Here is a 21,967-nt window from a genome sequence, read left to right as displayed (position 1 = left end):
TGACCGCATGACAGATTGCTAGCACTCTGTCATGCGTGCGAGACGACTCCCTGTGGCGCGACGCCGACTTCGTGCGCTACTTCAGCGCGCGCACGGTGTCCTTCACCGGGGCGGTCGTCACCTGGGTCGCGCTGCCGGTGATCGTCTACCGGATGACCGGCAGCGCGGCCTGGACCTCGATCACCGTCGTCGTGGAGACGCTGCCGATGGTGCTGCTCGGCCTGGTCGGCGGCGCGCTGGGCGACCGGCGCGACCGGCGGCGCGTCATGGTGCGCGCCGACCTCGTCTCGGGCGCAGCGATCGGCTCGGTCGCGCTGGCCCATCTGCTGGGGCGGCTGACGCTGGGGCACCTGCTCGTGGCCGCGTTCGTCTCGGCGTCGGCCGTCACGATCTTCGACGGGTCCAACTGGGGCGCTCTGCCGGCCATCGTCGGGCGTGACCGGCTGCCCGAGGCCAACGCACGCGTGTGGGGCGTGCAGGCGCTGCTCGAGGTGGGTCTGCCAGCAGCGGTGGGAGTCGCCCTCGCCTTCGTGGCGCCCGCGGCGCTGCTGGCGGTCGACGCAGCCAGCTTCTTCGCCTCGGCTGCCCTGATCCGCTCGATCAGCTCCAATCTTCAGCTGCACCAGGCAGATTCACGCAACACCATGCTGGCCGACATTCGCGAAGGCGTCGGCTATCTGTTCTCCCATCCCGTGCTGCGCCCGCTCCTCGCGGTGTCGGTGATCGGCTCCGCGTCGGGCGGCGGCATGGTCGCGCTGATGGTCGTCTGGGCCGACCGGCAGCTCGGCATCGGCACCGGGGGAGTGCGGTTCGGACTGCTGGCCGGAGCCTGGTCGGCGGGTGCCGCGGTCGCGGCAGCCCTGCTGCCGCGGCTCATCCGCCGCTGGGGCGCCGTCGGTCTCACCCGTTTCGCCGCCTGGGTGGTCCCGCTGTGCATCCTCGCGACAGCACTGACCACCGACTACTACGTCGCGCTGGCGGTGTGGTCGACGTACGCCGTCGTGCACGTGAGTTAATACTCCGCCGTCATCACCTACCGGCAGCAGATCGTCCCCGACGCGCTGCTGTCGCGGGTGAGCAGCACGGCCCGGATGATCGGCTGGGGCGCCGGCTCCATGACCGGCGCGCTGGCGGCCGGCCAGCTGGCCGAGCGGTTCGGGCTCCCCGTCGCCATCACGGCCATGGCCGGCGTGCACGCCCTGATGATCGTGGCGGCCAACGTGCCGAGCCTGCGCAAGGACGCGCTGCCGCCGCCGCTGCGCGACCCCGTCAGCTCCAGCTGACCTGCATCCGCTCGCGCCACAGCGGCACCACGTCGCGCCCGCTCGTCTGCAGCTCCTCGCCCCGGTTCCACAGCCCGAGGAACAGCTGCGCAGCGCTGCCGTGCACGACCGCGTCGGCGTCGCGCGCCTCGGTGCCGCGCACCACCCGCAGCGGCCCGTCGCTGACGCGCCCTCGCCACACGTCGCCGGTGTCGTCGGCGCGCACCTCGACCTCGAACGGGGTGCCCGTCGTGCGCAGCTGCTCGTCGCGGCGGGTGGCGAAGCCCAGCAGCAGCTCGTCGATGCCGTCGGCGGCGAGCTCGGCGGTGATGTCGGCCTCGTCAGCGGTGGGCACCCGCCCCTCCTTGGCCGCGAGGGCGTCGACCGCGTGGACCGTCGTCTCGTGGCACTGCCGCCTGGCCCAGGCGTGCCGCGGGGCGGGGGCGTCGGGGAGGAAGAACCACACGTCGAGGTCCTGCGGCGCGCGGCGCAGCGCCGCCCGCAGCCGGTCGGCGCCGTGACCGAGCCAGGTCATCGGGTCCAGCGCCTCGCGCCCCTCACGCTCGAGCGCGTCGGTGTCGACCTGTCCCTCGCCGCGCACGACGCTGGTGGCCCATCGGTGCACCATCCCCTGGTGGGCGACCAGGTCGCGCACCGTCCAGTCGCGCGCGGTCGGCACCACCGTGTCGAGGCCGGCCGCGTCGCCGTACGCGTGCAGCCGGGCGGCTGCCAGGGCCAGGCCGTCGAGGTGATGGGCGAAGGAGACCGACGTCGGCATGACAGCACGCTACTGGTGCCGGGCGCTCGCCGCTCAGAGCCGGGCGAGCAGCGCGTCGAGGTCGGCCCCGTCGCGCTCGAAGTTGAACGTGTAGTCGGAGAAGTACGCCTCGGGCGCGAAGCCGCCCGCGGGCTGCTCGACCTCGGGGTCGGCGAAGAAGTAGTCGATCGGCTGCCGGTGCAGCGTCGCGAGCAGGTGCTCGGTCGTCGCGGTGTAGGACCGCGAGCCGATGACGATCCAGTGGGTGTCGCCGGTGGCGTACGCCATCGTGAACATCGAGGAGCCGGCATAGCCGGCGACGGCCCGGGCGCCGGAGAACACCCGGATCTGCTCGGCGATGTCGAGCGTCTCGGGGTGCACCACGGTGAACCCGGCCTCGACGAACCGTCGCTCGACCTCGTCGCCGTTGAGGCAGCGGCGCCGGGTCTCGTTGCGCCCGACGAAGACCCGCTCGGGGGTCGAGCCCTCGGCCTCGGGCACCAGGGCGTCGCGGATGCGCTCCCAGACCGGCGTGCAGACGGGGCTGGCGAAGTAGTGGTTCTGCAGGCCGAGGGTGGCGCTCACCAGCCGCTCGACCCGGGCCGGCTCGCGCAGCACGGTGACCCGGTCACGCTCGATGCCGAACGCCTCGAGCAGCCGCAGCTGGTAGTCGTGCGGCTCCTGGTGGCCGGTCGGCGGGCTGAGCAGCACGCGGACGTCGGGGTCGCGCTCGACGGCCGCGTCCCAGGCCCACAGCCGGCTGAGGTCCTGGGTGGTCACGTGGCCGTAGTGCCCCGGGAACTCGTTGTCGAGGTGGTAGTAGCTGCCCGGCAGGGTCGGGACCGGGCCGCTGACCCGGGGGAAGACAGCGTAGTCGGGGCCGGCGTCCTGGGTGCCGCGGTTGAACCACGGACGCACCAGCGGCTGCATCGACGACTCCGGCAGGAACAGCCCGCCCATGGTCACCACGCCCCGCGGGGCGCACACCGCGCCGAGGTACTCCCGGGCCGCCAGCTCGCGCACGAGGTAGCGGTCGCGCAGCCGGACACCGGCCTCGGCGTCGTTGACCCACACCGGTGAGGTCACCTCGAACTCGTGGGCCGGCTCGCCGGCGATGGTGCTCGCGCTGCCCTCGCCGCAGCGCCGCACCACGGTCTGCTCGACGCGGTGCTCGCCGTCGGGGCGGTGCAGCAGGTTGTTGACCTTCATCAGGTGCTCGCCGCGCTTGTGCACGACCGCGCTGCCGTCGCGGATCGTGACGCCGCTGATCGCCTCGCCGAGGGTGCGCACGAGGCCCTGCTTGTCGAGCTCCCCGGTGAGGCGGGGCGGCTGGTGCTGGTCGCCGAGGCTGCGCCCGAGCCACTGCCACAGCGAGTCGTCCGCGTCGTCGGCGCTCGCGGCCGCGACCTCGCCGGCGAGGTCGACCTTGAGATAGGCGCCGCCGTCGCGCAGCGACAGGAACGTCGCGCCGAACGCGCCGTGGCCGGCATACCCGCGGTCGCCGCCCAGCTCGATGATCACGTCGGGCGCCGGTCCGGCGGCCAGGGCGTTGAAGATGTCGGGCACGCTCGCCACCGGCGTGAGGCGCAGGTCGTCGGGGCGGCGCTCGCGGGGCGGCTGGTTCTTGGTCATCAGCCGCAGGTGCGCGGTCGGCCACACCTCCGCGAGGGCGGGCGCCAGGTCGACGGCGTCCTCGGTGTCCCCGACGATCACCACGAACCGCTCGGCGAGGTCGAGCTCGGCCCGGGCCAGGTCGAGCGCGGCCAGGCTGGTGGCCGACAGCTCTGGCCCCTCCTGGGCAGGGCGCGGCTCCTCGTCGGGTGCGGGCGTCGTGTCCCCCATGCAGGCATCCTGCCTCACCGAGCCACGTCGTTCTAGCAGCCCTGGGCCCGCTGCTGGGTACCGTCGCCGCATGGTTACCGACGAGTTCGCCCACCGGCCCACCAACCAGTCGCCGCCGCTGGAGGGCGTCTCGACCGTGGAGTCCGACCGGGCGCTGCGCGACGCGGTGCAGGCGTACGCCGGTGACCGGGCCGCGGGCGTGCTCGCCTCGCTGTCCGACCTGGGCGAGCTCGCGGGGTCGGCCGAGGCGCGCGAGCACGGCATGGCGGCCAACGCCAACCCGCCGCGGCTGCGGCCGGTGGACCGGTTCGGCAACCGGGTCGACGAGGTCGACTTCCACCCCAGCTACCACTGGCTGATGGACCGGTCCGTGCGCGCCGGTCTGCACGCCGCGCCCTGGGTCTCCGACGAGCCGCTGCCGCACCTGCGCCGCGCCGCCGGCTACGTCGCCTGGGCGCACGTGGAGCCGGGCCACGGGTGCCCGATGACGATGACGTACGCCGCCGTGCCCGCGCTGCGGGCCGACCCCGCGCTCGCGGCGACCTGGACCCCGCGGCTGACGGCGGGGACGTACGACCCGGCGCTCGGCGACCCGGAGGTCAAGGGGTCGGCGCTCGCCGGCATGGGCATGACCGAGAAGCAGGGCGGCTCCGACGTGCGCTCCAACGTGACCCGGGCGACGCCGTCGGGGGAGCACTACCTGCTGCGCGGGCACAAGTGGTTCACCAGCGCGCCGATGAACGACGTGTTCCTCGTGCTGGCGCAGGCGCCGGGCGGGCTCACCTGCTTCCTGCTGCCTCGGGTGCTGCCCGGCGGAGAGCGCAACCGGGTCACCCTGGTGCGGCTGAAGGACAAGCTCGGCAACCGCTCCAACGCCTCCAGCGAGCTGGAGCTGCACGACGCGGTCGGCTGGCGGCTCGGCGACGAGGGCGCGGGCGTGCGCACCATCATCGAGATGGTCGCCGCGACCCGGCTCGACTGCGTGCTCGGCTCCGCCTCGCTCATGCGCCGCGGGGTCGCCGAGGCCACCTGGCACGCCGCGCACCGGTCGGCCTTCGGCCGCGCCCTGGTCGACCAGCCCGCGATGACGGCCGTGCTCGCCGACCTGGCCGTGGAGTCCGAGGCCGCGACGATGCTCGCGCTGCGGCTGGCCGCCGCGGTCGAGCACGCCGACGACCCGGCCGAGGCGGCGCTGCGCCGCATCGCGCTGCCCGCCGCGAAGTTCTGGGTGTGCAAGCGCACGCCCACGCACGTCGCCGAGGCGCTGGAGGTGCTCGGCGGCAACGGTTACGTCGAGGAGTCCGGCATGCCGCTGCTGTTCCGCGAGTCGCCGCTGAACTCGATCTGGGAGGGCAGCGGCAACGTCAACGCCCTCGACCTGCTGCGCGCGCTGATGCGCACGCCCGAGAGCCTCGACGCCTGGCGCGACGAGGTCGACGCGGCCGGCGACGAGCGGCTGCTCGCCCCGACCGACGAGGTGCTCAAGGCGATCGCCGGGCTGGGCGACCCCGACGCCGCGGCCCAGCAGGCGCGCTGGCTCGCCTCGCGGGTCGCGGTGCTGCTGCAGGCGTCGCTGCTGGTGCGGCACAGCGACCCGGCGGTGGCCGACGCGTTCGTCGCCACCCGGGTGACCGGTGAACCGACCGGGGTGCTGGGCATGCTGCCGGCGACCACCGACGTACGGGCCGTGGTGGAGCGCGCGTCGGTCACCGGCTGACCGGGGCCGGCGCAAACGCGGATGAGCCGCCCGGGCGGCGACGGATATCCTCACGGCGCGGGCGCGCATCGCGTCCGCACCCCACACCGAGGAGTGCTGTCCCGTGGCCATGCGCATGTCGACCCTGTTCCTGCGAACGCTTCGCGAGGACCCGGCCGATGCCGAGCTGCCGGGCCACAAGCTGCTGGTGCGCGCCGGCTACATCCGCCGCGTCGCGCCGGGCGTCTACACCTGGCTGCCGCTCGGGCTGCGCGTGCTGCAGAAGGTCGAGGGCGTCGTGCGCGAGGAGATGAACCGCATCGGCGCCCAGGAGGTGCGGCTGCCGGCGCTGCTGCCGCGCGAGCCCTACGAGGCGACGGGCCGCTGGACGGAGTACGGCGAGGCGCTGTTCCGGCTGCAGGACCGCAAGGGCTCGGACATGCTGCTCGGCCCGACCCACGAGGAGATCTTCTGCCTCACGGTCAAGGACATGTACTCCTCCTACAAGGACCTGCCGCTCTCGCTCTACCAGATCCAGACGAAGTACCGCGACGAGGCGCGGCCGCGCGCGGGCCTGCTGCGCGGGCGCGAGTTCATCATGAAGGACTCCTACTCCTTCGACGTCGACCAGGCGGGCCTGCAGAAGTCCTACGACGCGCACCGCGAGGCCTACGTGCGCATCTTCGACCGGCTCGGGTTCGAGTACGTCATCGTCCACGCCGACTCCGGCGCCATGGGCGGCTCGGCGTCGGAGGAGTTCCTCGCGGTCAGCGAGTTCGGCGAGGACACCTTCGTGCGCGACGAGCACGGCTACGCCGCCAACGTCGAGGCCGTGCAGGTGCCCCAGGCCGCCGAGGTCGACGCGTCCGCGGTGCCGGCCGCGCAGGTGCACGACACCCCCGACACCCCCACCATCGACACCCTGGTGGCCCGGCTCAACGAGGCCCACCCGCGCGAGGACGGCCGGGCCTGGACCGCGGCCGACACGCTGAAGAACGTCCTGGTCATGCTGCACCAGCCCGACGGCACCCGCGAGCCGCTGGCCGTCGGCGTGCCCGGTGACCGCGAGGTCGACCCGAAGCGGCTCGAGGCCCAGGTGGCTCCGGCCGAGCCGGAGCCGTTCACCGACGAGGACTTCGCGGCGTTCCCGGCGCTCGCCAAGGGCTACATCGGGCCCGGCGCGCTCGGCGAGGACAAGCCGGCCGGCATCCGCTACCTGCTCGACCCCTCGATCGCGGTCGGGTCGGAGTGGGTGACCGGCGCCGACGAGCGCGGCAAGCACGTGCTGCACCTGGTGCACGGTCGCGACTTCACCGCCGACGGCACCATCCAGGCCGCGCAGATCCGCGAGGGCGACCCCAGCCCCGACGGGCACGGCTCGCTGACCCTGGCCCGCGGCATGGAGATGGGCCACATCTTCCAGCTCGGGACGAAGTACGCCGAGGCGCTCGGGCTGAAGGTGCTCGACGAGAACGGCAAGCTCGTCACGGTGACGATGGGGTCGTACGGCGTCGGCGTCTCGCGCTCGGTCGCGGCGGTCGCCGAGGGCAACCGCGACGAGGCCGGTCTGGTGTGGCCGCGCGCGTTCGCCCCCGCCGACGTGCACCTGGTCGCCACCGGCAAGGACGAGGCGGTGTTCGTCGCGGCCGAGGAGATCGTGAGCGGCCTCGAGGCGCAGGACCTCACCGTGCTCTACGACGACCGGCGCAAGGTGTCGCCGGGGGTGAAGTTCAAGGACGCCGAGCTCATCGGGGTCCCGACGATCGTCGTGGTCGGCAAGGGCCTGGCCGACGGCAAGATCGAGATCAAGGACCGCCGCAGCGGTGACCGGCGCGAGGTGCCGGTCGAGGACGCGGTGGCCGAGGTGCTGCGCGAGGTGCGCGGCTGACCGCCGCGCCTCCCGCCAGTCGATGAGCAACCGAGCGCAGCTGCGCAGCGCCCGCCGTCAGCTCGCGCGGGCGCGGTGGCGACGCACGGCCGACCGGCTGCCACAACGAGGTGAGCAGTACGCCTGCTGCCCGTTGCGTGACGTGTCGGCATATACCCGGTCGCAGTCGGCGGCACCGCACCTCCCGAGCCGGTGCATGCCGCGCGCGGTCAGGTGCATGGCGGTGCCGACACTGACGACGACCGCGAGCATGCTGCCGAGCGAACGTCGCCCGCGGTAGTGGACGTGCCAGCCGTCGCCGGCGTGATTGGTCAGCCGGGGGTGCTCGCTGTGCTCGGCCAGCAACGCGTTGAGCCGCCCGGCCCGGGCTGCGTCGCTCGGCGCATCGACGACCTCGAGCCATGCGTCCAGGAAGCGAAGAGTCGTCTCGAGGTCCGCTCGGGACGGCCGACCCTCGACCACGAGGTCGGCCTCGGCGCAGCGAGATCGCAGCTGTGCCAACGAGTTCGGCGGGTCGTTGGCCAGCTCGCAGGCGAGCCGCACCGGCTCCTCGCCGTAAGGGTTGATATGCATAAGGCCATTACAGCAGGCTGACAGCCGCACCGTTACCGACATCCGAAGGGCCCTCGTGGACGACGTCTCGCTGGTCACCGTCGTACTCCTCGTCGTCGCCGGCTTCGCGGCCGGGTGGATCGACGCCGTCGTCGGGGGTGGCGGGCTGGTGCAGCTGCCCTCGCTGATGGTCGCCTTTCCCGGGGCCGCCCCGGTGCAGCTGCTCGCCACGAACAAGCTCGCGTCGATCTGCGGCACCTCGACGAGCTCGGTGACGCTGATCAGACGGGTGCGCCCCGACATGCGCACGGCGATCCCGTTGGCGTTGCTGGCATTTGCCGGCTCGCTGCTCGGCGCGCTGATCGCCTCGCAGATCCCGCGGTCGGCGTTCAACCCGATCATCCTGTTCGTGCTGGTCGCCGTCGGCGCCTACACGCTCGCCCGCCCCGGCCTCGGCGAGGTGACGCAGCTGAAGTGGGACGGCCGCCGGCACTACGCGATCGCCGGGCTCACCGGCTTCAGCATCGGCCTCTACGACGGCGCCCTGGGGCCGGGCACCGGGTCGTTCTTCGTCTTCGCGCTGGTGGGGCTGCTCGGCTACGGCTTCCTCGAGGCCAGCGCCAAGGCCAAGCTCGCCAACTTCGCGACCAACCTGGCCTCGCTGGTGATCTTCGTGCCGCAGGGCGCGGTGCTGTGGGGGATCGGCCTGGCGATGGGGGCGGCCAACCTGGTCGGCGGCTACGTCGGGGCCCGCACGGCGGTCGCCAAGGGCGCGGGCTTCATCCGCGTGGTGTTCGTCGTCGTGGTGAGCGCGTTCATCCTGCGCATCGGCTACGACGTGGTGAATCAGCTGGTCGGCTGAGCCGGCTTCGCGTCGCAGCCGCCCGCAGACATCGCGGCCACCGTGCGGCGGTAGGACTCCGGCTGCCGGTCGGGGGTCGCCAGCACGACCTTGTGCCGGTCGCCGCGGTCGACCCAGGTGGGCTGATAGGTGAGCGACTGGCTGATCCGGCCCTCGGCGTCGCGGCTGAGCCGCACCGTGGCGACCACCCCGTCCTGCGCGCCGACCGGCGACCCGACGGCGGTCCCCTGCGTCGAGATGAGGTTGCCGAGGCTGTAGAGCACGTAGCGGCCGTTGATCTTCGCGCACGGCTGCACCAGGTGCGGGTGCGCGCCGAGGATGACGTCGACCGCGCCCGAGCGCAGCAGCTCGTCGCCCAGCCGCTTCTGGTCGGCGGAGATCGTGGGCTGGAACTGCCCGCCCCAGTGCATCGAGACGACCACCACCTCGGCGCCGGCGGCCTTGGCCCGGCGCGCGTCGGCGATGATGCCCGCCGCGCCCTTGGCGGCATAGAGGTTGTCGCGCAGCCACGGGAAGCCGCTCGGCGTGACCGTCGTGTCCTGCTCGATGGAGTTCATCAGCGAGTAGCTGTAGGAGAGCTGGGCGACCTTGATCGGCGCGTCGTACGTCGCCGGCCGGCCCGACGCGGCCGCCGAGTCTGCGGGTCCTGCGGCGGCGATCCCGTTGTCGGACAGCACCTTTCGTGTCTCGCGCAGGCCGCGCGCTCCGGCGTCCCAGGTGTGGTTGTTGGCCGTGGAGCAGCCGTCGAAGCCGATCTTGCGCAGGTCGCGGGCGAGCTCGCGCGGGGAGTTGAACGTGTTCTTCTGCGTCAGGCGGGTGTTGTCGGCCGACAGCGCCGTCTCCAGCTGGCAGATGCCGATGGTGGAGCCGCTGACGATCGGCCTGATCGACTCCAGCTGGCGGGTGTAGTCGTATCCGGAGCCGGTGCTGGCGTCGCGGTTGACGACGCTGTGCGGCAGCACGTCGCCGATGGCCGAGAGGGTGATCGTGGCGGGCTTGCCGCGCACCGGTGCGGGGGCCGCGGGGGAGGAGGAGCCGGGGCCGGGTGAGGCGCCCGTGGTGGAGGCGCCGGCGGAGGTCCGGGTGCCGACCGACGCCGACGGTGAGGAACCCGTCGTGGGTGGCGATGGCGTACGGGAAGGGGCGGATCCCGTTGCGGCGCCAGACGATTCGGCGGTGTTACCGCCGCCGGTCGAGCATCCGGCCAGCACGACCGCGAGCAGTGCGGCCGCGGCTGCCCTGCGCTCAGCCGCCATCGGCGGTGGCACTGCAGCTGCCGAGCTCGTTCATCGCGGACTTGGTGCGGTTGAACGAGCCGGGGTTGCTCTCGGGTGTCGACAGGGTGATCTTGTGCTTGCCCTTCACGTCGACCATGGTCGGCTGATAGCTGGCCTTCTGGCTCCAGGTGCCGTCCTCGCCGCGGGTGAAGGTGTACTTCGCGATCGCGCCGTCGGCGTTGTTCTCGTCGAGGGTGCCGACCGTGCCCGGCCCCTGGTTGGAGAGGAAGTTGCCGAGGCCGTAGAACACCGTCTTGCCGCCGAAGGTCTGGCACGGCTGGATCAGGTGGGCGTGCGCGCCGAAGATGCCGTCGACGTACGGCGAGGCCAGCAGCTGCTTGGCGATGCTCTGCTGCTCCTTGGTCGGCTCCTTGACGTACTCGCTGCCCCAGTGCACCGACACGACGACCAGGTCGGCGCCGGCCTCCTTGACCTTCTTCGCGTCGGCGATGATCCCGGCCGCGCCGATCTTGGGGTAGAGGTAGCGGCCGAGGTGGTCCGCGCCCGGCGGCGTGTTCGTGTTGGGGCCCGACTGGTTGAGGATCGTGTACGTGTAGGACAGGTTGGCGACCTTGACGCCCTTGGCCTCGTAGACCGCGGGCATGCCCGGGTCGGCCGGGTCGGTCGTGGGGCCGGCGACCTTGAGGCCGGCCTTGGTCAGCTGCTCGCGGGTCGTGTCGATGCCCTTGGCGCCGCGGTCCCACACGTGGTTGGAGGCGGTGTCGCACCCGTCGAAGCCGGCGGTCTTCAGGGCGGGGGCGATCTCGCGCGGCACGTTGTAGACCAGCGAGCCGGGCTTGCTGAGGTCGTCGTTGGTCGCCGAGATCGGCGTCTCCTGGTGGCAGATCGACACGTCGGCGCCCGACAGGGCCGGCTTCACGCCCGCGAACATCGGGTCGAAGTCGAACTCGTCCTGGCTGCCCGACTCCTGCGCGAACGACTTGGCGCTGCGCGTCACCGGCACGTGCACGAGGATGTCGCCCGTCCCGGTCACGGTGACGCTCACCGGCTTCTTGTCGTCGCCCTCGTCGCCGGTGCTCGGCACGGCCGTGGCGCGACCGTCGGCACCCGTGGTGCTCGCGGCGCCCTGGCCCTCGTGATCGCTGAACGGCAGCGAGCAACCGGCCACGAGCAGCGTCGTGGCGGCAGCGACGAGCAGCGGTTTCCCCCGTGTCATGCCGCTCAATCTAGCCGGGCGACCTGCACTCCCAGCGACACGGCCAGCGTGTCGGCGTCGGTGGTCGGGGCCTGGCAGACGTGGTGTTCGCAGACGTACGCCGTCGGCCGGCCCTCGAGCAGCGGCCGCTCGACCATGAGCGGCGACTGGTCGCTGCCGAGGGTGCCGGAGACCCGGACGAGGCCTGGGAGCGGGCTCAACCAGGCGAGCCGGGCGAGCGGCTCGCGCTCGTCGGCGGCCGCCGGGGGAGTGACCACGACGACCTCGAGCGGACCCGCGGTCAGCGCCTCGGCGGTCGCCAACAACCACCCGCCGAACCGCGGATCACGTTGTGCCACAGCGCTGCTCGCCGCCACGGCCTGCTCGGCGGCCGAGCGCAGGTCGTCGTCGGCGGTGAGGGCGGAGGCGGTGACGAGCGCGTGGGCGAGGGCGCTCTGCCCCGAGGGCTCCGCGTTGTCGCCGTACGCCCTCGGCCGGCTGACCAGCGCCTCGCCGTCGCTCGGGGTGTCGTGGAAGCCGCCGTCGTCGGCGGTGAACAGCGCGCGGGCGGTGGCGAGCAGGTCGAGCGCGACGTCGAGCCAGCGTCGCTCGCCGGTGGCCTGGTGCAGCACGAGCAGGCCCTCGGCGAGGTTGCCGTAGTCGTCGGCCACCCCCTGCGCCGCGCCCACGGTGCCGTCGAGCGAGACGCGCCGCAGCCGCCCGTCGACGAGGTGCTGGTCGACGACGAACTGCGCGCAGCGGCGGGCGGCCTCGAGCAGGTCGGGCCGCTGCAGCAGCACCCCGGCCTCGGCGAGGGCGGCGATCGCCAGACCGTTCCAGGACGTGACGACCTTGTCGTCGCGAGCCGGCTGGGGGCGCTGGTCGCGGGCCACGGCCAGCCGCTCGCGGACCTGCGCCCAGCGCTGCGGGTCGTCGGGGTCGGAGCGCAGCTGCAGGGTCGAGGTGCCGTGCTCGAAGGTGCCGCGCTCGGTGACCGACAGCAGATCGGCGGCCCACGCCCCGTCGTCGGGGCCGAGCACCTCGACGAGCTGGTCGGGCGTCCAGGCGTAGGTCAGCCCCTCCACCCCGTCGGTGTCGGCGTCGAGCGCGGAGGCGAACCCGCCCTCGGCGGTGCCGAGCCGGCGCACCAGGAAGTCGGCCGTCTCGTCCGCGACCCGGCGGGGGAGCGGCTCACCCGTGATCCGCCACAGGTGCAGGTAGTCACGCAGCAGCTGGGCGTTGTCGTACAGCATCTTCTCGAAGTGCGGCACCACCCAGTCGGCGTCGACGCTGTAGCGCGCGAAGCCCCCGTCGAGCTGGTCGTAGATGCCGCCGCGGGCCATCGCCTCGCTGGTGCGTGCGGCCATCTCGAGGGCGGGTTCGGAGCCGGTGCGCGCGTGGTGGCGCAGCAGGAACTCCAGCACCATGCTCGGCGGAAACTTCGGCGCACCGCCGAATCCCCCACGGGCAGAGTCGAACTCGCGGACGAGTCGACTGACGGCGGCCTCGAGGTCGGTGTCGCTGATCGGGCCGCTGGATGGCGGGCTGCTCAGGTGGTCGAGGGCCTCGACGACCTTGCCGCTGGTGTCCTCCACCTCGGCCCGGCGCGTGGTCCACGCCTGCCCGGCGCCCTCGAGCAGCGCGAGCAGCTGGGGCTTGGGGTAGTACGTGCCGGCGAAGAACGGGCGGCCGTCGGTCGTGAGCAGGCAGGTCATCGGCCACCCGCCGTGCCCGGTGAGCGCCTGGGTGGCCTGCATGTAGACCGCGTCGATGTCGGGCCGCTCCTCGCGGTCGACCTTCACCGGCGCGAAGCCGGCGTTGAGCGCCTGGGCGACCTGCTCGTCCTCGAACGACTCGTGGGCCATGACGTGGCACCAGTGGCACGCGGCGTAGCCCACGGACAGGAAGATCGGCACGTCGCGGCGGCGCGCCTCGGCGAAGGCCTCCTCGCCCCACTCGTACCAGTCGACCGGGTTGTCGGCGTGCTGGCGCAGGTAGGGCGACAGGCTGGCGGCGAGTCGGTTGGCCATACCCCGAGTCTCCACCCGACGGCTTGGTGTCCCCCGTCCCCACCCCCCAGCCGCGACGTCGCAGAGCCCGAATGCATCAAAGGTGATGTGATGATGATGCAGCTATGCGCACCACCGTCGACCTGCCACCCGCCGTGCACCGGCGGGCCGTCGAGCTGGCCCGTGAGCGCGGGGTCTCCTTGTCGTCCGTCGTGTCCGAGCTCACCGTGCGGGGGCTGGGACAGCTGCACGAGCCGCTGCACATCCGCACCGACGAGCGCTCCGGCTTCCCGGTGGTCAGCCTCGGCCAGCGCGTCACGTCGGCGGACGTGGCTGACGTGCTGGACGACGAGTGACGGTGCACCTGCTCGACGCCAACGTGCTGATCGCGTTGACGCTCGCCGAGCACGAGCACCATGCGACGGCATCGACGTGGGCTGCGGGCGTCGACCGGGTCGCGGTCTGCCCGATCGTCGAGGGATCTAACACGGCAGCGGTGTCAGGTGACCGAACACGTGCCGCCCACCTGTTGCGAGGTAGCGACAGGCTGGCGGCGAGTCGGTTGGCCAAACCCCTCCACCCGGCACTCTCCGACGAGTTCTACGGGCCCGGCTGCGCGGGCGTCCGGGGTGTGTCAGGTTGTTCCCGTCCGTCGAGGCGCCCCGCTCGGGAGCACGAGCCGCCGTCGGCGTACGGGCAGGAGCTGGAAGATGCGTCTGACGACCCACACCTTCGTCACCGCCGACGGGGTCATGCAGGGCCCGGGCGGCCCTGAGGAGGACACCTCGGGCGGCTTCGCGCAGGGCGGTTGGATGGCGCCGTTCGCCGACGAGGTCTTCGGCGAGGTCGTCGACGGCTGGTTCGCGCGCACCGACGCCCTGCTGTTCGGCCGGAACACCTACCAGATCATGGCGGCGTACTGGCCGCAGGTGACCGACCCGGACAACCCGGTGGCGCAGCGGCTGAACGCCGTGCCGAAGTTCGTCGCCTCTCGGACGCTCGCGCCCGCGGACGCCACCTGGAACAACACCCAAGGCGTCTTCGGCGACGACCTGGTCGAACGGGTGCGCGAGCTGAAGGCGTCCGGCGGTGACGGCGAGCTGCAGGTGCACGGCAGCTGGGAGCTGATCCAGGGGCTGACGGCCAACGGGCTGGTCGACGAGTACCGGGTGATCCAGTTCCCGACGGTGGTGGGCAGCGGCAAGCGGCTGTTCGGCGAGGGCACCCCGCCCGCCTCGTTCGAGGTGGCCGACGTGCGCCAGACGGGCCCCGGCGCGATCGCGATGTCGCTGCGCCCCACCGCGTTCCAGTCCGCCAACCACGAGGTGGTCGACGGCAAGGACACCGTCGTCTCCTAGGACCGGCCGTCGGTTCGGGGTCTGTCCGACCGTGCGGGGCGCCGGTCCGGTTCCCGGTGAGGAATCGGCAGTCCGTGACTGTGCAGGACACGCGGGTACGCACTCGCACCGGCCCGCGTGTCTTGCACAGTCACGACGGTTCGCGGGTGGGAGGTCGCTTCGGGGCTTGCTCAGCCGTCCATCGCCTTGGCGACCGACACCTGCCAGGTCACGAAGTCGGCGTCGGCGGCGTCCGGGCGCTCGGCCTCCCAGACGGCGTTGAGAGCGCACCGGGCGAGGGTCCACATCATCGCCTGATCGACGTCGAGATCGCCTGCGGCGCAAGTGATCTCGACCTTTCGCCGTACGTGCTCGCGCAGCGAGGGCGCGGACGTCGCCTCCTCCTCGCGGTTCCACACCAGGCAGGCCACCGCGAACTCCGGCACCGCAGCCATCGGCTTGGGGTCGATCGCGAGCCACGGCTCGCGGTCGGCGGCCAGCACGTTGCCGTCGTGCAGGTCGGTGTGCACCAGCCGGTCGTCGATGCCGGCCTCACCGCCGAGCTCGGTGAAGATCGCGGCGGCCCGGTCGACCAGCCGTCGCGGCAGCACCGCGGGCCCCTCGCGCCGGATCCGCTCGGCCCAGCGCTCGCACTCCTGCGACAACGGTGTCGTGCCCGGCAGCGCCGGGCGGTCGAGCCGACGCAGCAGCCCGCCGACGACCTCGCAGGAGGTGTCGACGTCGACGGTGGTGAGCGGTCGGTCGTCGTGCGCCGGCTCCAGGAGCATGGCCCAGCTGCTCGGGTCGGCCGCGAGCAGACGTACGGCTCCTTCGCCGGCCCACGCCCGCAGCGCGAGATGCTCGTGCTCGGCCTCGGGGTGCGGCCAGGTGACCTTGAGCATGGCGGGGCCGTGCTCGGCGGACGTGCACGGGACCACCACCGCGGCCATCCCGTGCCGCACCGGCCCAGTGGCCCGCAGCTGCCACCGCTCGGCGCACTCGCGCACCAACCGCGGCAGGGTGCGCAACCAGTCGCTCCCCTCGACCCCGCCCTCGGGCTCGTGCCCGCTGACGAGACTGACGAACGACGGCGGCACCGACGGCCCGAAGGCGCCCAGGTCGGGCACGCTCCCGTCCGGCGTGCCGATGCGGTCGGCGAGGGTTCCCATGCGTCTCCTCCTGGGACAGCGGTCAGAGCGTGAGTCCGGGGAACGGCTCGGGCGGGGTGCCCCACTGCCAGCCGTCGGCCGCCGCGAGCGACCACACGCGCACCAGCCAGTCGCGCCGAGCCTGCCCCTGGGCGGCCGTCGGCGTGACCTGGCTCGCGGCGGCGCGGGCGACCGAGCCGAGCAGCGCCTGGGCCAGCCGCCGCGCCGACGCCTTGTCGGTGACCTGCACCGGCAGCCGATAGCTCGGGCGTGCCGGCTCCTCCAGCACCGCGTCGAGGGCGCTGCGCGCGCCGTAGAGCCAGCCGAGCGTGGAGGTGACGAGCGCGCGCTGGTCGGTGGGCGTGCGCGCTGCGATGACCTCGAGGCCGTAGACCGCCGGCCGGATCGCCTGGGCGAGCGGCGTGGCGCTGGCCGCGGCCGGCACCGAGCCGTACGCCATCGCCGGCGGGGCGCCCAGCACCCGAACCGCCGCGTGCCGGGTGACGCCGAGCGCCAGCAGCATCGCGCGGTTGGTCGGCTCGGCCGACCAGGCGGCGCCGAACCCGGCGGAGGCGGGCACGTCCTGCTCGGCCCGGGCGAGCGCGGCCACGTCGGGGGCCAGGCTGGTGGACCCGGGGGAGCGCGTGGTGGTGGTCGGCGGAGGTGTCTCCTGCGCGCCGGAGGGCGGGGCCGGAGAGGTGCCGGACCCGGACGGTGTCGTGGACGGGGCGGGCGCCGGCGGGCGCGAGCTGCTCCCGGCGACCGACGGCACGTCGATGCCCAGACCGGCCATGACGTCGACCAGCCGCGAGACCTGCGAGCGGTGCATGGTGAGCAGCGGTCCGACCCACGGGGACAGGGCCGGGTCGGTGGACTCGGCGGTGCGCACCAGCCGCTGGAGGGCGCCGAGCGTCGCGAGCAGCGTGTCCTGGTCGGCGGGCGGGTCCTGCGTGCGCAGACCCGGGACCTGCGGCGCGTCGCGCTCGAGACGGACGCCGCAACCGGCCAGCGAGAGCGCCGCTCCGGCGGACAGCGAGGCCACGAGGGCGCGCCGGGACACCCCACCTGACCCCTGCTGACTCACCGGGCGATCATGTCACGCGCCCGGAGGGACCCCAGGTCTCCGTTACCCTTTGCGGGTTGACGACCCCTGGCGCCGGACACCGTCCCGGCGCCCACTCGAGAACAGAGGCAGGAGCACGTGATGAGCACAGGCGACCGGTCCGCACGCGCGCAGGCGGTGCTCGACGAGGTCACCGCGGCCGTCCGCCCGCTCGGTCTCGTGGTCGAGGACGTCGCCGTCACCCCCGCCGGCAAGCGCCGCCTGGTGCGCGTGCTGCTCGACCACGACCTGGCCGACCTCGACGACGCCGACACCACGTCGGCGGTCCCGCCGCTCAGCCTCGACGCCGTCGCCGACGCGACGCGCGCGGTGAGCGACGCGCTCGACGCCTCCGACGTGATGGGCGAGCAGCCCTACGTCCTCGAGGTCTCCTCGCCCGGCACCGATCGGCCGCTCACCGAGCCGCGCCACTTCCGGCGCAACGTCGGACGGCTGGTCGAGGTGCGCGCCGGCGAGCAGGAGGTTACCGGCCGGCTGGTGGCCGCCGACGCTGACGGGTTCACCGTGCAGCCCGAGCAGGGCGAGGAGCAGCGGTTCGCGCTGCCCGACGTCGACCGGGCCAAGGTGCAGCTGGAGTTCAACCGTTCCGACGCCGACGACGAGGAGAGCTGATGGACATCGACATGGCGGCCCTGCGCCTGCTGGAGCGCGAGCGCGACATCCCGATGGACGTCATCGTCCCGGCGATCGAGCAGGCGCTGCTCACGGCGTACCACCGCGAGGACGGCTCGCTGCGCGACGCGCGCGTCGAGCTCGACCGCAAGACCGGCCACGTCGTGGTGTGGGCCCGCGAGGAGGCCCCCGTCGACGAGGAGGGCAACCGCGGCGAGCCCGGGCCCGAGTTCGACGACACCCCGAGCGGGTTCGGCCGGGTCGCGGCGGCCACCGCGCGTCAGGTCATCGTCCAGCGCATGCGCGACCTGGAGGACGAGGCCATCCTCGGCGACTTCCGCGGCCGCGAGGGTGACGTCGTCGCCGGCGTGATCCAGCAGTCGAGCGACCCGCGGGTCGTGCGCGTCGACTTCGGCACCGTCGAGGGCATCCTGCCCTCGGCCGAGCAGGTGCCGGGGGAGTCCTACGCCCACGGCGACCGGCTGCGCTGCTTCGTCGTGAGCGTCAAGCGCGGGCTGAAGGGCCCGCAGATCACGCTGTCGCGCACGCACCCCAACCTGGTGCGCAAGCTGTTCGCCCTCGAGGTGCCCGAGATCGCGGACGGCACCGTGCAGATCGCCGCGCTCGCCCGCGAGTCGGGTCACCGCACCAAGATCGCGGTCAAGGCGACGGTGCCCGGGGTCAACGCCAAGGGCGCCTGCATCGGCCCGATGGGCAGCCGGGTGCGCGCGGTCATGACCGAGCTGCAGGGCGAGAAGATCGACATCGTCGACTACTCCGAGGACCCGGCCGAGTTCGTCGCCGCGGCGCTGTCGCCGGCCCGGGTGCAGTCCGTCGAGATCGTCGACGAGCGCGCGCGCTCGGCCCGCGTGGTCGTACCCGACTTCCAGCTCAGCCTCGCGATCGGCAAGGAGGGGCAGAACGCCCGGCTCGCCGCGAAGCTCACCGGCTGGCGCATCGACATCCGACCCGACACGCCCACGGGCGCGGGGCAGGGCGCGGCCGCGTCGGCGGCGCCACCCGAATCGGGTTCTGACTGAGCTGGCGCTAGAATGGTGGTGACCGATCTCCCGTCCGACGGTCGCAGCCCTCGTTCGCACGCCGGAAGGCGCACGTGTGTGGGGTGCCGTCGGCGCGGCGAGCGGTCCGCACTGCTGCGTGTCGTCGCCGTCGCGGACGAGGCCCGGCCCGGGACATCCCGGGTGGTCCCCGACCTGCGGAAGCGACTGCCGGGCCGCGGTGCCTGGCTTCATCCCGATGCCGACTGCCTCGACAAGGCGGTCGCGCGGCGGGCCTTCGGCCGGGCGTTGCGCACCGCCGACCAGCTCGACCTCGACGAGGTCGTGGCCACGGTCGAGGCGCTGCAGGGCGAGAACAGCAAGGATGCCGAGGCGACCGTCGTCGCGGCTGACCGTAGGAAGCGGGTTCAACGCTGATGAGCACCCGATGAGTACTCACCGATGAGCACCCACCCCTGACGGTCCGTGCTGCCGGCCAGCGCCGGCACGACCCGGGCCGTCACGACCAGCAAGGAGAAACGTGGCAAAGGTCCGGGTCCACGAGCTCGCCAAGGAGCTCGGGGTCGAGAGCAAGGAGCTCCTGGCCCACCTGAAGGAGCAGGGCGAGTTCGTGAAGTCTGCGAGCTCGACCATCGAGGCTCCCGTCGTGCGCAAGATCCGGGAGAACCCTCCCGCGGCGGCCAAGAAGGCTGACGGCGACGACACCGCCAAGAGCACCACCAAGGACGCCGCCAAGGCGGCGCCCGCCAAGAAGGCTGCCCCCAAGCCGGGCGCTGCCGCCAAGCCCGGCCCGAAGCCGGGCCCCGCGAAGCCTGCGGCCGAGCCGACTCCGGCCGAGGCTCCGGCTGCGGCAGAGCCGACCCCGGCAGCCCCCACCACGAGCGAGCCGGTCGAGCAGGCCGCGCCCGCCGAGAAGCCGACGCCGAGCGCGCCCAGCGCCCCGGCGGCCGAGAGCAAGCCGGCGACCGAGAGCAAGCCGGGTCCGGCGGCGCCGAAGCCGTCAGGGGCTCCGACCCCGGGCCAGCGCCCGAGCGGCACCTCGCGTCCCGGGCCCCGTCCGGGCACGCCGGGACCGCGTCCGGGCAACAACCCGTTCTCGTCCTCGCAGGGCATGCGCCCCTCGCCGGGGCCGCGTCCGGGCAACAACCCGTTCGCCGACAAGCAGGGCATGCCGCGCCCGGGCAACCGTCAGGGTGCCGGCGCCGGTGGCCCTGCGAACCGTCAGGGCGCGCCCGGCCAGGCCGGTCCGCGCCCGGGTGGCGGCGCTCCCCGTCCCGGGGGCCCGCGCCCGAGCCCGAACATGATGCCGGGCAAGACCGCTGTCCCACGTCCGGGTGAGCGCCCGGCGCGCGGTGGTGGCCCCGGCGGCCGCGGTGGCGGTCCCGGCGGCGGCCCCGGTGGCGGTGGCTACCGCGGCGGCTTCGGCGGGCGTCCCGGTGGCGGTCGTGGCCCCGGGGGCCGCGGCGGCACCCAGGGTGCGTTCGGTCGTGGCGGCGGCAAGGTCCGCGGCCGCAAGTCGAAGCGGGCCAAGCGTCGCGAGTTCGAGGAGATGCAGGCGCCGTCCGTCGGTGGCGTCACCGTTCCCCGCGGTGACGGCAGCACGGTGGTGCGGCTGCGTCGCGGTGCCTCGCTCACCGACTTCGCTGACAAGATCGACGCCAACCCCGCCAGCCTGGTGACGGTGCTGTTCCACCTCGGTGAGATGGCCACCGCGACCCAGTCGCTGGACGAGGACACGTTCGCGCTGCTCGGCACCGAGCTGGGCTACGACGTGCAGATCGTGTCGCCCGAGGACGAGGAGAAGGAGCTGTTCAGCTCGTTCAACATCGACCTCGAGGCCGAGGAGGAGGCCGAGGACGACGAGGACCTGCTGCCGCGGCCGCCGGTCGTCACCGTGATGGGTCACGTCGACCACGGAAAGACCCGACTGCTCGACGCGATCCGCAACGCCGACGTCCAGGCCTCCGAGGCCGGTGGCATCACCCAGCACATCGGTGCCTACCAGGTGCACAAGGAGCACGAGGGCGAGGACCGGCCGATCACCTTCATCGACACCCCGGGTCACGAGGCGTTCACCGCCATGCGTGCCCGTGGTGCCAAGGTCACCGACATCGCGATCCTCGTGGTGGCGGCCGACGACGGGGTGATGCCGCAGACGATCGAGGCGCTGAACCACGCCCAGGCGGCCGACGTGCCGATCGTGGTCGCGGTCAACAAGATCGACGTCGAGGGCGCCGACCCGGCGAAGATCCGCGGTCAGCTGACCGAGTACAACCTCATCGCCGAGGAGTACGGCGGCGACACGATGTTCGTCGACGTCTCCGCCAAGCAGGGTCAGAACATCGACTCGCTGCTGGAGGCCGTGCTGCTCACCGCAGACGCGGCGCTGGACCTGCGCGCCAACCCCGACAAGGACGCCCGTGGTGTCGCGATCGAGGCCAACCTCGACCGTGGTCGCGGCGCGGTCGCGACGGTGCTGGTGCAGTCCGGCACGCTGCGCGTCGGTGACGGCATCGTCGCCGGCACGGCCCACGGCCGCGTCCGGGCGATGCTCGACGAGCACGGCCAGAACGTCGAGGAGGCGGGTCCGTCGCGTCCGGTGCAGGTGACTGGTCTGGCGTCGGTGCCGCGCGCCGGTGACACGTTCATCGTCGCGCCCGACGACCGCACGGCTCGGCAGATCGCCGAGAAGCGTGAGGCCGCCGACCGGCAGGCGTCGCTGGCCAAGGCCCGCAAGCGGATCAGCCTCGAGGACCTCAACGAGCAGCTCGCGGCCGGCAAGGTCGAGACGCTCAACCTCATCCTCAAGGGCGACGTGTCCGGTTCGGTCGAGGCGCTCGAGGACGCGCTGCTGCAGATCGACGTCGGCGACGACGTGGACCTGCGGATCATCGACCGTGGTGTCGGCGCGATCACGATGAACAACATCAACCTCGCGGTGGCCTCCAACGCGGTGATCATCGGCTTCAACGTCCGCGCCGAGGGCCAGAACGCCGAGTACGCCGAGAAGGAAGGCGTGGAGATCCGCTACTACTCGGTGATCTACCAGGCCATCGAGGAGATCGAGCAGGCGCTCAAGGGCATGCTCAAGCCGGAGTACGAGGAGCACGAGCTCGGGACGGCGGAGATCCGCGAGATCTTCCGCAGCTCCAAGTTCGGCAACATCGCCGGTTCGATCGTGCGCTCGGGCGAGATCCGGCGCGGCGCCAAGGCCCGCATCACCCGCGACGGGGTGGTCGTGGCCGAGGACGTCGAGATCGCCGGTCTGCGTCGCTTCAAGGACGACGTCACCGAGGTCCGCGAGGGCTTCGAGTGCGGCATCAACCTGGGGTCCTACAACGACCTCCAGGAGGGCGACCTGATCGCGACGTACGAGATGCGCGAGAAGCCGCGGGCGTAGTCCCACGGCGAACGGCCGCCCGACGAC

19 protein-coding genes are annotated in these 21,967 nt (G+C 73.0%); 11 read left to right on the top strand and 8 right to left on the bottom strand.

Annotated features, from left to right (window positions below; all coding sequences use genetic code 11):
• Positions 1-35 precede the first annotated feature (35 nt).
• Together FB554_RS09020 and FB554_RS09015 are read left to right on the top strand one after the other, a co-directional pair.
• Positions 36-1,016 (top strand): MFS transporter, encoded by a 981-nt coding sequence (locus FB554_RS09020; protein WP_170206826.1) that lies wholly within the window; start codon positions 36-38, stop codon positions 1,014-1,016.
• Positions 1,017-1,073: 57 nt separating this feature from the next.
• Positions 1,074-1,283 (top strand): hypothetical protein, encoded by a 210-nt coding sequence (locus FB554_RS09015; RefSeq protein ID WP_142005653.1) that lies wholly within the window; start codon positions 1,074-1,076, stop codon positions 1,281-1,283.
• On the opposite strand, the gene FB554_RS09010 is transcribed toward FB554_RS09015, so the two are convergent.
• Complete coding sequence (locus tag FB554_RS09010) at positions 1,270-2,040, bottom strand: maleylpyruvate isomerase N-terminal domain-containing protein (protein ID WP_142005652.1); 771 nt, start codon at positions 2,038-2,040, stop codon at positions 1,270-1,272. The genes FB554_RS09015 and FB554_RS09010 overlap by 14 nt on opposite strands.
• Positions 2,041-2,073: 33 nt before the next feature.
• On the bottom strand, positions 2,074-3,861 hold the full coding sequence (locus FB554_RS09005; RefSeq protein ID WP_170206825.1) for a glycosyltransferase family 61 protein: 1,788 nt from the start codon (positions 3,859-3,861) through the stop codon (positions 2,074-2,076).
• A gap of 70 nt (positions 3,862-3,931) precedes the next feature.
• Between FB554_RS09005 and FB554_RS09000 the strand changes: the two genes are divergently transcribed.
• The gene (locus FB554_RS09000; protein ID WP_142005650.1) at positions 3,932-5,578 is read left to right on the top strand and encodes an acyl-CoA dehydrogenase family protein; all 1,647 of its coding nucleotides are present in this window, start codon (positions 3,932-3,934) and stop codon (positions 5,576-5,578) included.
• Positions 5,579-5,687: 109 nt separating this feature from the next.
• A complete protein-coding gene (locus FB554_RS08995) occupies positions 5,688-7,445 on the top strand; it encodes a proline--tRNA ligase (RefSeq protein WP_170206935.1) in 1,758 nt (585 codons plus the stop codon).
• Positions 7,446-7,502: 57 nt separating this feature from the next.
• Here FB554_RS08995 and FB554_RS08990 read toward each other — a convergent pair whose 3' ends face one another.
• Positions 7,503-8,018: a CGNR zinc finger domain-containing protein gene (locus FB554_RS08990; protein ID WP_142005648.1), complete on the bottom strand. Its 516-nt coding sequence runs from the start codon at positions 8,016-8,018 to the stop codon at positions 7,503-7,505.
• 55 nt (positions 8,019-8,073) lie between these two features.
• On the opposite strand from FB554_RS08990, the gene FB554_RS08985 reads away from it, so the two are divergent.
• Positions 8,074-8,859 (top strand): TSUP family transporter, encoded by a 786-nt coding sequence (locus tag FB554_RS08985; protein WP_142005647.1) that lies wholly within the window; start codon positions 8,074-8,076, stop codon positions 8,857-8,859.
• Here the strand turns inward: FB554_RS08985 and FB554_RS08980 are convergent.
• From FB554_RS08980 to FB554_RS08970, 3 genes are all read right to left on the bottom strand, one after another.
• Positions 8,844-9,866: a CapA family protein gene (locus tag FB554_RS08980; RefSeq protein ID WP_142005646.1), complete on the bottom strand. Its 1,023-nt coding sequence runs from the start codon at positions 9,864-9,866 to the stop codon at positions 8,844-8,846. The two genes, FB554_RS08985 and FB554_RS08980, sit on opposite strands and share 16 nt — an antisense overlap.
• Positions 9,867-10,104: 238 nt before the next feature.
• Entirely contained in the window at positions 10,105-11,313 is a 1,209-nt protein-coding gene (locus tag FB554_RS08975; RefSeq protein ID WP_142005645.1) for a CapA family protein, read from the bottom strand.
• A gap of 5 nt (positions 11,314-11,318) precedes the next feature.
• A complete protein-coding gene (locus FB554_RS08970) occupies positions 11,319-13,322 on the bottom strand; it encodes a thioredoxin domain-containing protein (protein ID WP_142005644.1) in 2,004 nt (667 codons plus the stop codon).
• A gap of 104 nt (positions 13,323-13,426) precedes the next feature.
• On the opposite strand from FB554_RS08970, the gene FB554_RS08965 reads away from it, so the two are divergent.
• The gene (locus tag FB554_RS08965; RefSeq protein WP_142005643.1) at positions 13,427-13,657 is read left to right on the top strand and encodes a condensation domain-containing protein; all 231 of its coding nucleotides are present in this window, start codon (positions 13,427-13,429) and stop codon (positions 13,655-13,657) included.
• A gap of 354 nt (positions 13,658-14,011) precedes the next feature.
• Positions 14,012-14,659 (top strand): dihydrofolate reductase family protein, encoded by a 648-nt coding sequence (locus tag FB554_RS08955; protein ID WP_142005642.1) that lies wholly within the window; start codon positions 14,012-14,014, stop codon positions 14,657-14,659.
• A 170-nt stretch (positions 14,660-14,829) separates the two neighbouring features.
• Here FB554_RS08955 and FB554_RS08950 read toward each other — a convergent pair whose 3' ends face one another.
• On the bottom strand, positions 14,830-15,807 hold the full coding sequence (locus tag FB554_RS08950) for an aminoglycoside phosphotransferase family protein (RefSeq protein ID WP_142005641.1): 978 nt from the start codon (positions 15,805-15,807) through the stop codon (positions 14,830-14,832).
• A gap of 22 nt (positions 15,808-15,829) precedes the next feature.
• Positions 15,830-16,870: a DUF4439 domain-containing protein gene (locus FB554_RS08945; RefSeq protein ID WP_142005640.1), complete on the bottom strand. Its 1,041-nt coding sequence runs from the start codon at positions 16,868-16,870 to the stop codon at positions 15,830-15,832.
• Between the two features lie 120 nt (positions 16,871-16,990).
• Between FB554_RS08945 and FB554_RS08940 the strand changes: the two genes are divergently transcribed.
• The 4 genes from FB554_RS08940 (at position 16,991) to infB (ending at position 21,940) form a co-directional block, all read left to right on the top strand.
• Positions 16,991-17,521 carry a ribosome maturation factor RimP gene (locus FB554_RS08940; protein ID WP_142005639.1) on the top strand — a complete coding sequence of 177 codons (531 nt, stop codon included), beginning with the start codon at positions 16,991-16,993 and terminating at the stop codon, positions 17,519-17,521.
• Positions 17,521-18,561, top strand: coding sequence for a transcription termination factor NusA (nusA, locus tag FB554_RS08935; protein ID WP_142005638.1), 1,041 nt, complete (start codon positions 17,521-17,523; stop codon positions 18,559-18,561). The genes FB554_RS08940 and nusA overlap by 1 nt, the downstream gene beginning before the upstream one ends.
• Before the next feature lie 18 nt (positions 18,562-18,579).
• A complete protein-coding gene (locus tag FB554_RS08930; RefSeq protein ID WP_338070560.1) occupies positions 18,580-18,957 on the top strand; it encodes a YlxR family protein in 378 nt (125 codons plus the stop codon).
• Between the two features lie 103 nt (positions 18,958-19,060).
• On the top strand, positions 19,061-21,940 hold the full coding sequence (gene infB, locus FB554_RS08925) for a translation initiation factor IF-2 (protein ID WP_142005636.1): 2,880 nt from the start codon (positions 19,061-19,063) through the stop codon (positions 21,938-21,940).
• Positions 21,941-21,967: the final 27 nt, after the last annotated feature.

Origin of the sequence: Barrientosiimonas humi, from assembly GCF_006716095.1 — a bacterium.
GTDB lineage: Bacteria > Actinomycetota > Actinomycetes > Actinomycetales > Dermatophilaceae > Barrientosiimonas > Barrientosiimonas humi.
The sequence above is the reverse complement of the archived record's forward strand: the minus strand, read 5'-3'. Positions and strand labels throughout refer to the sequence as shown.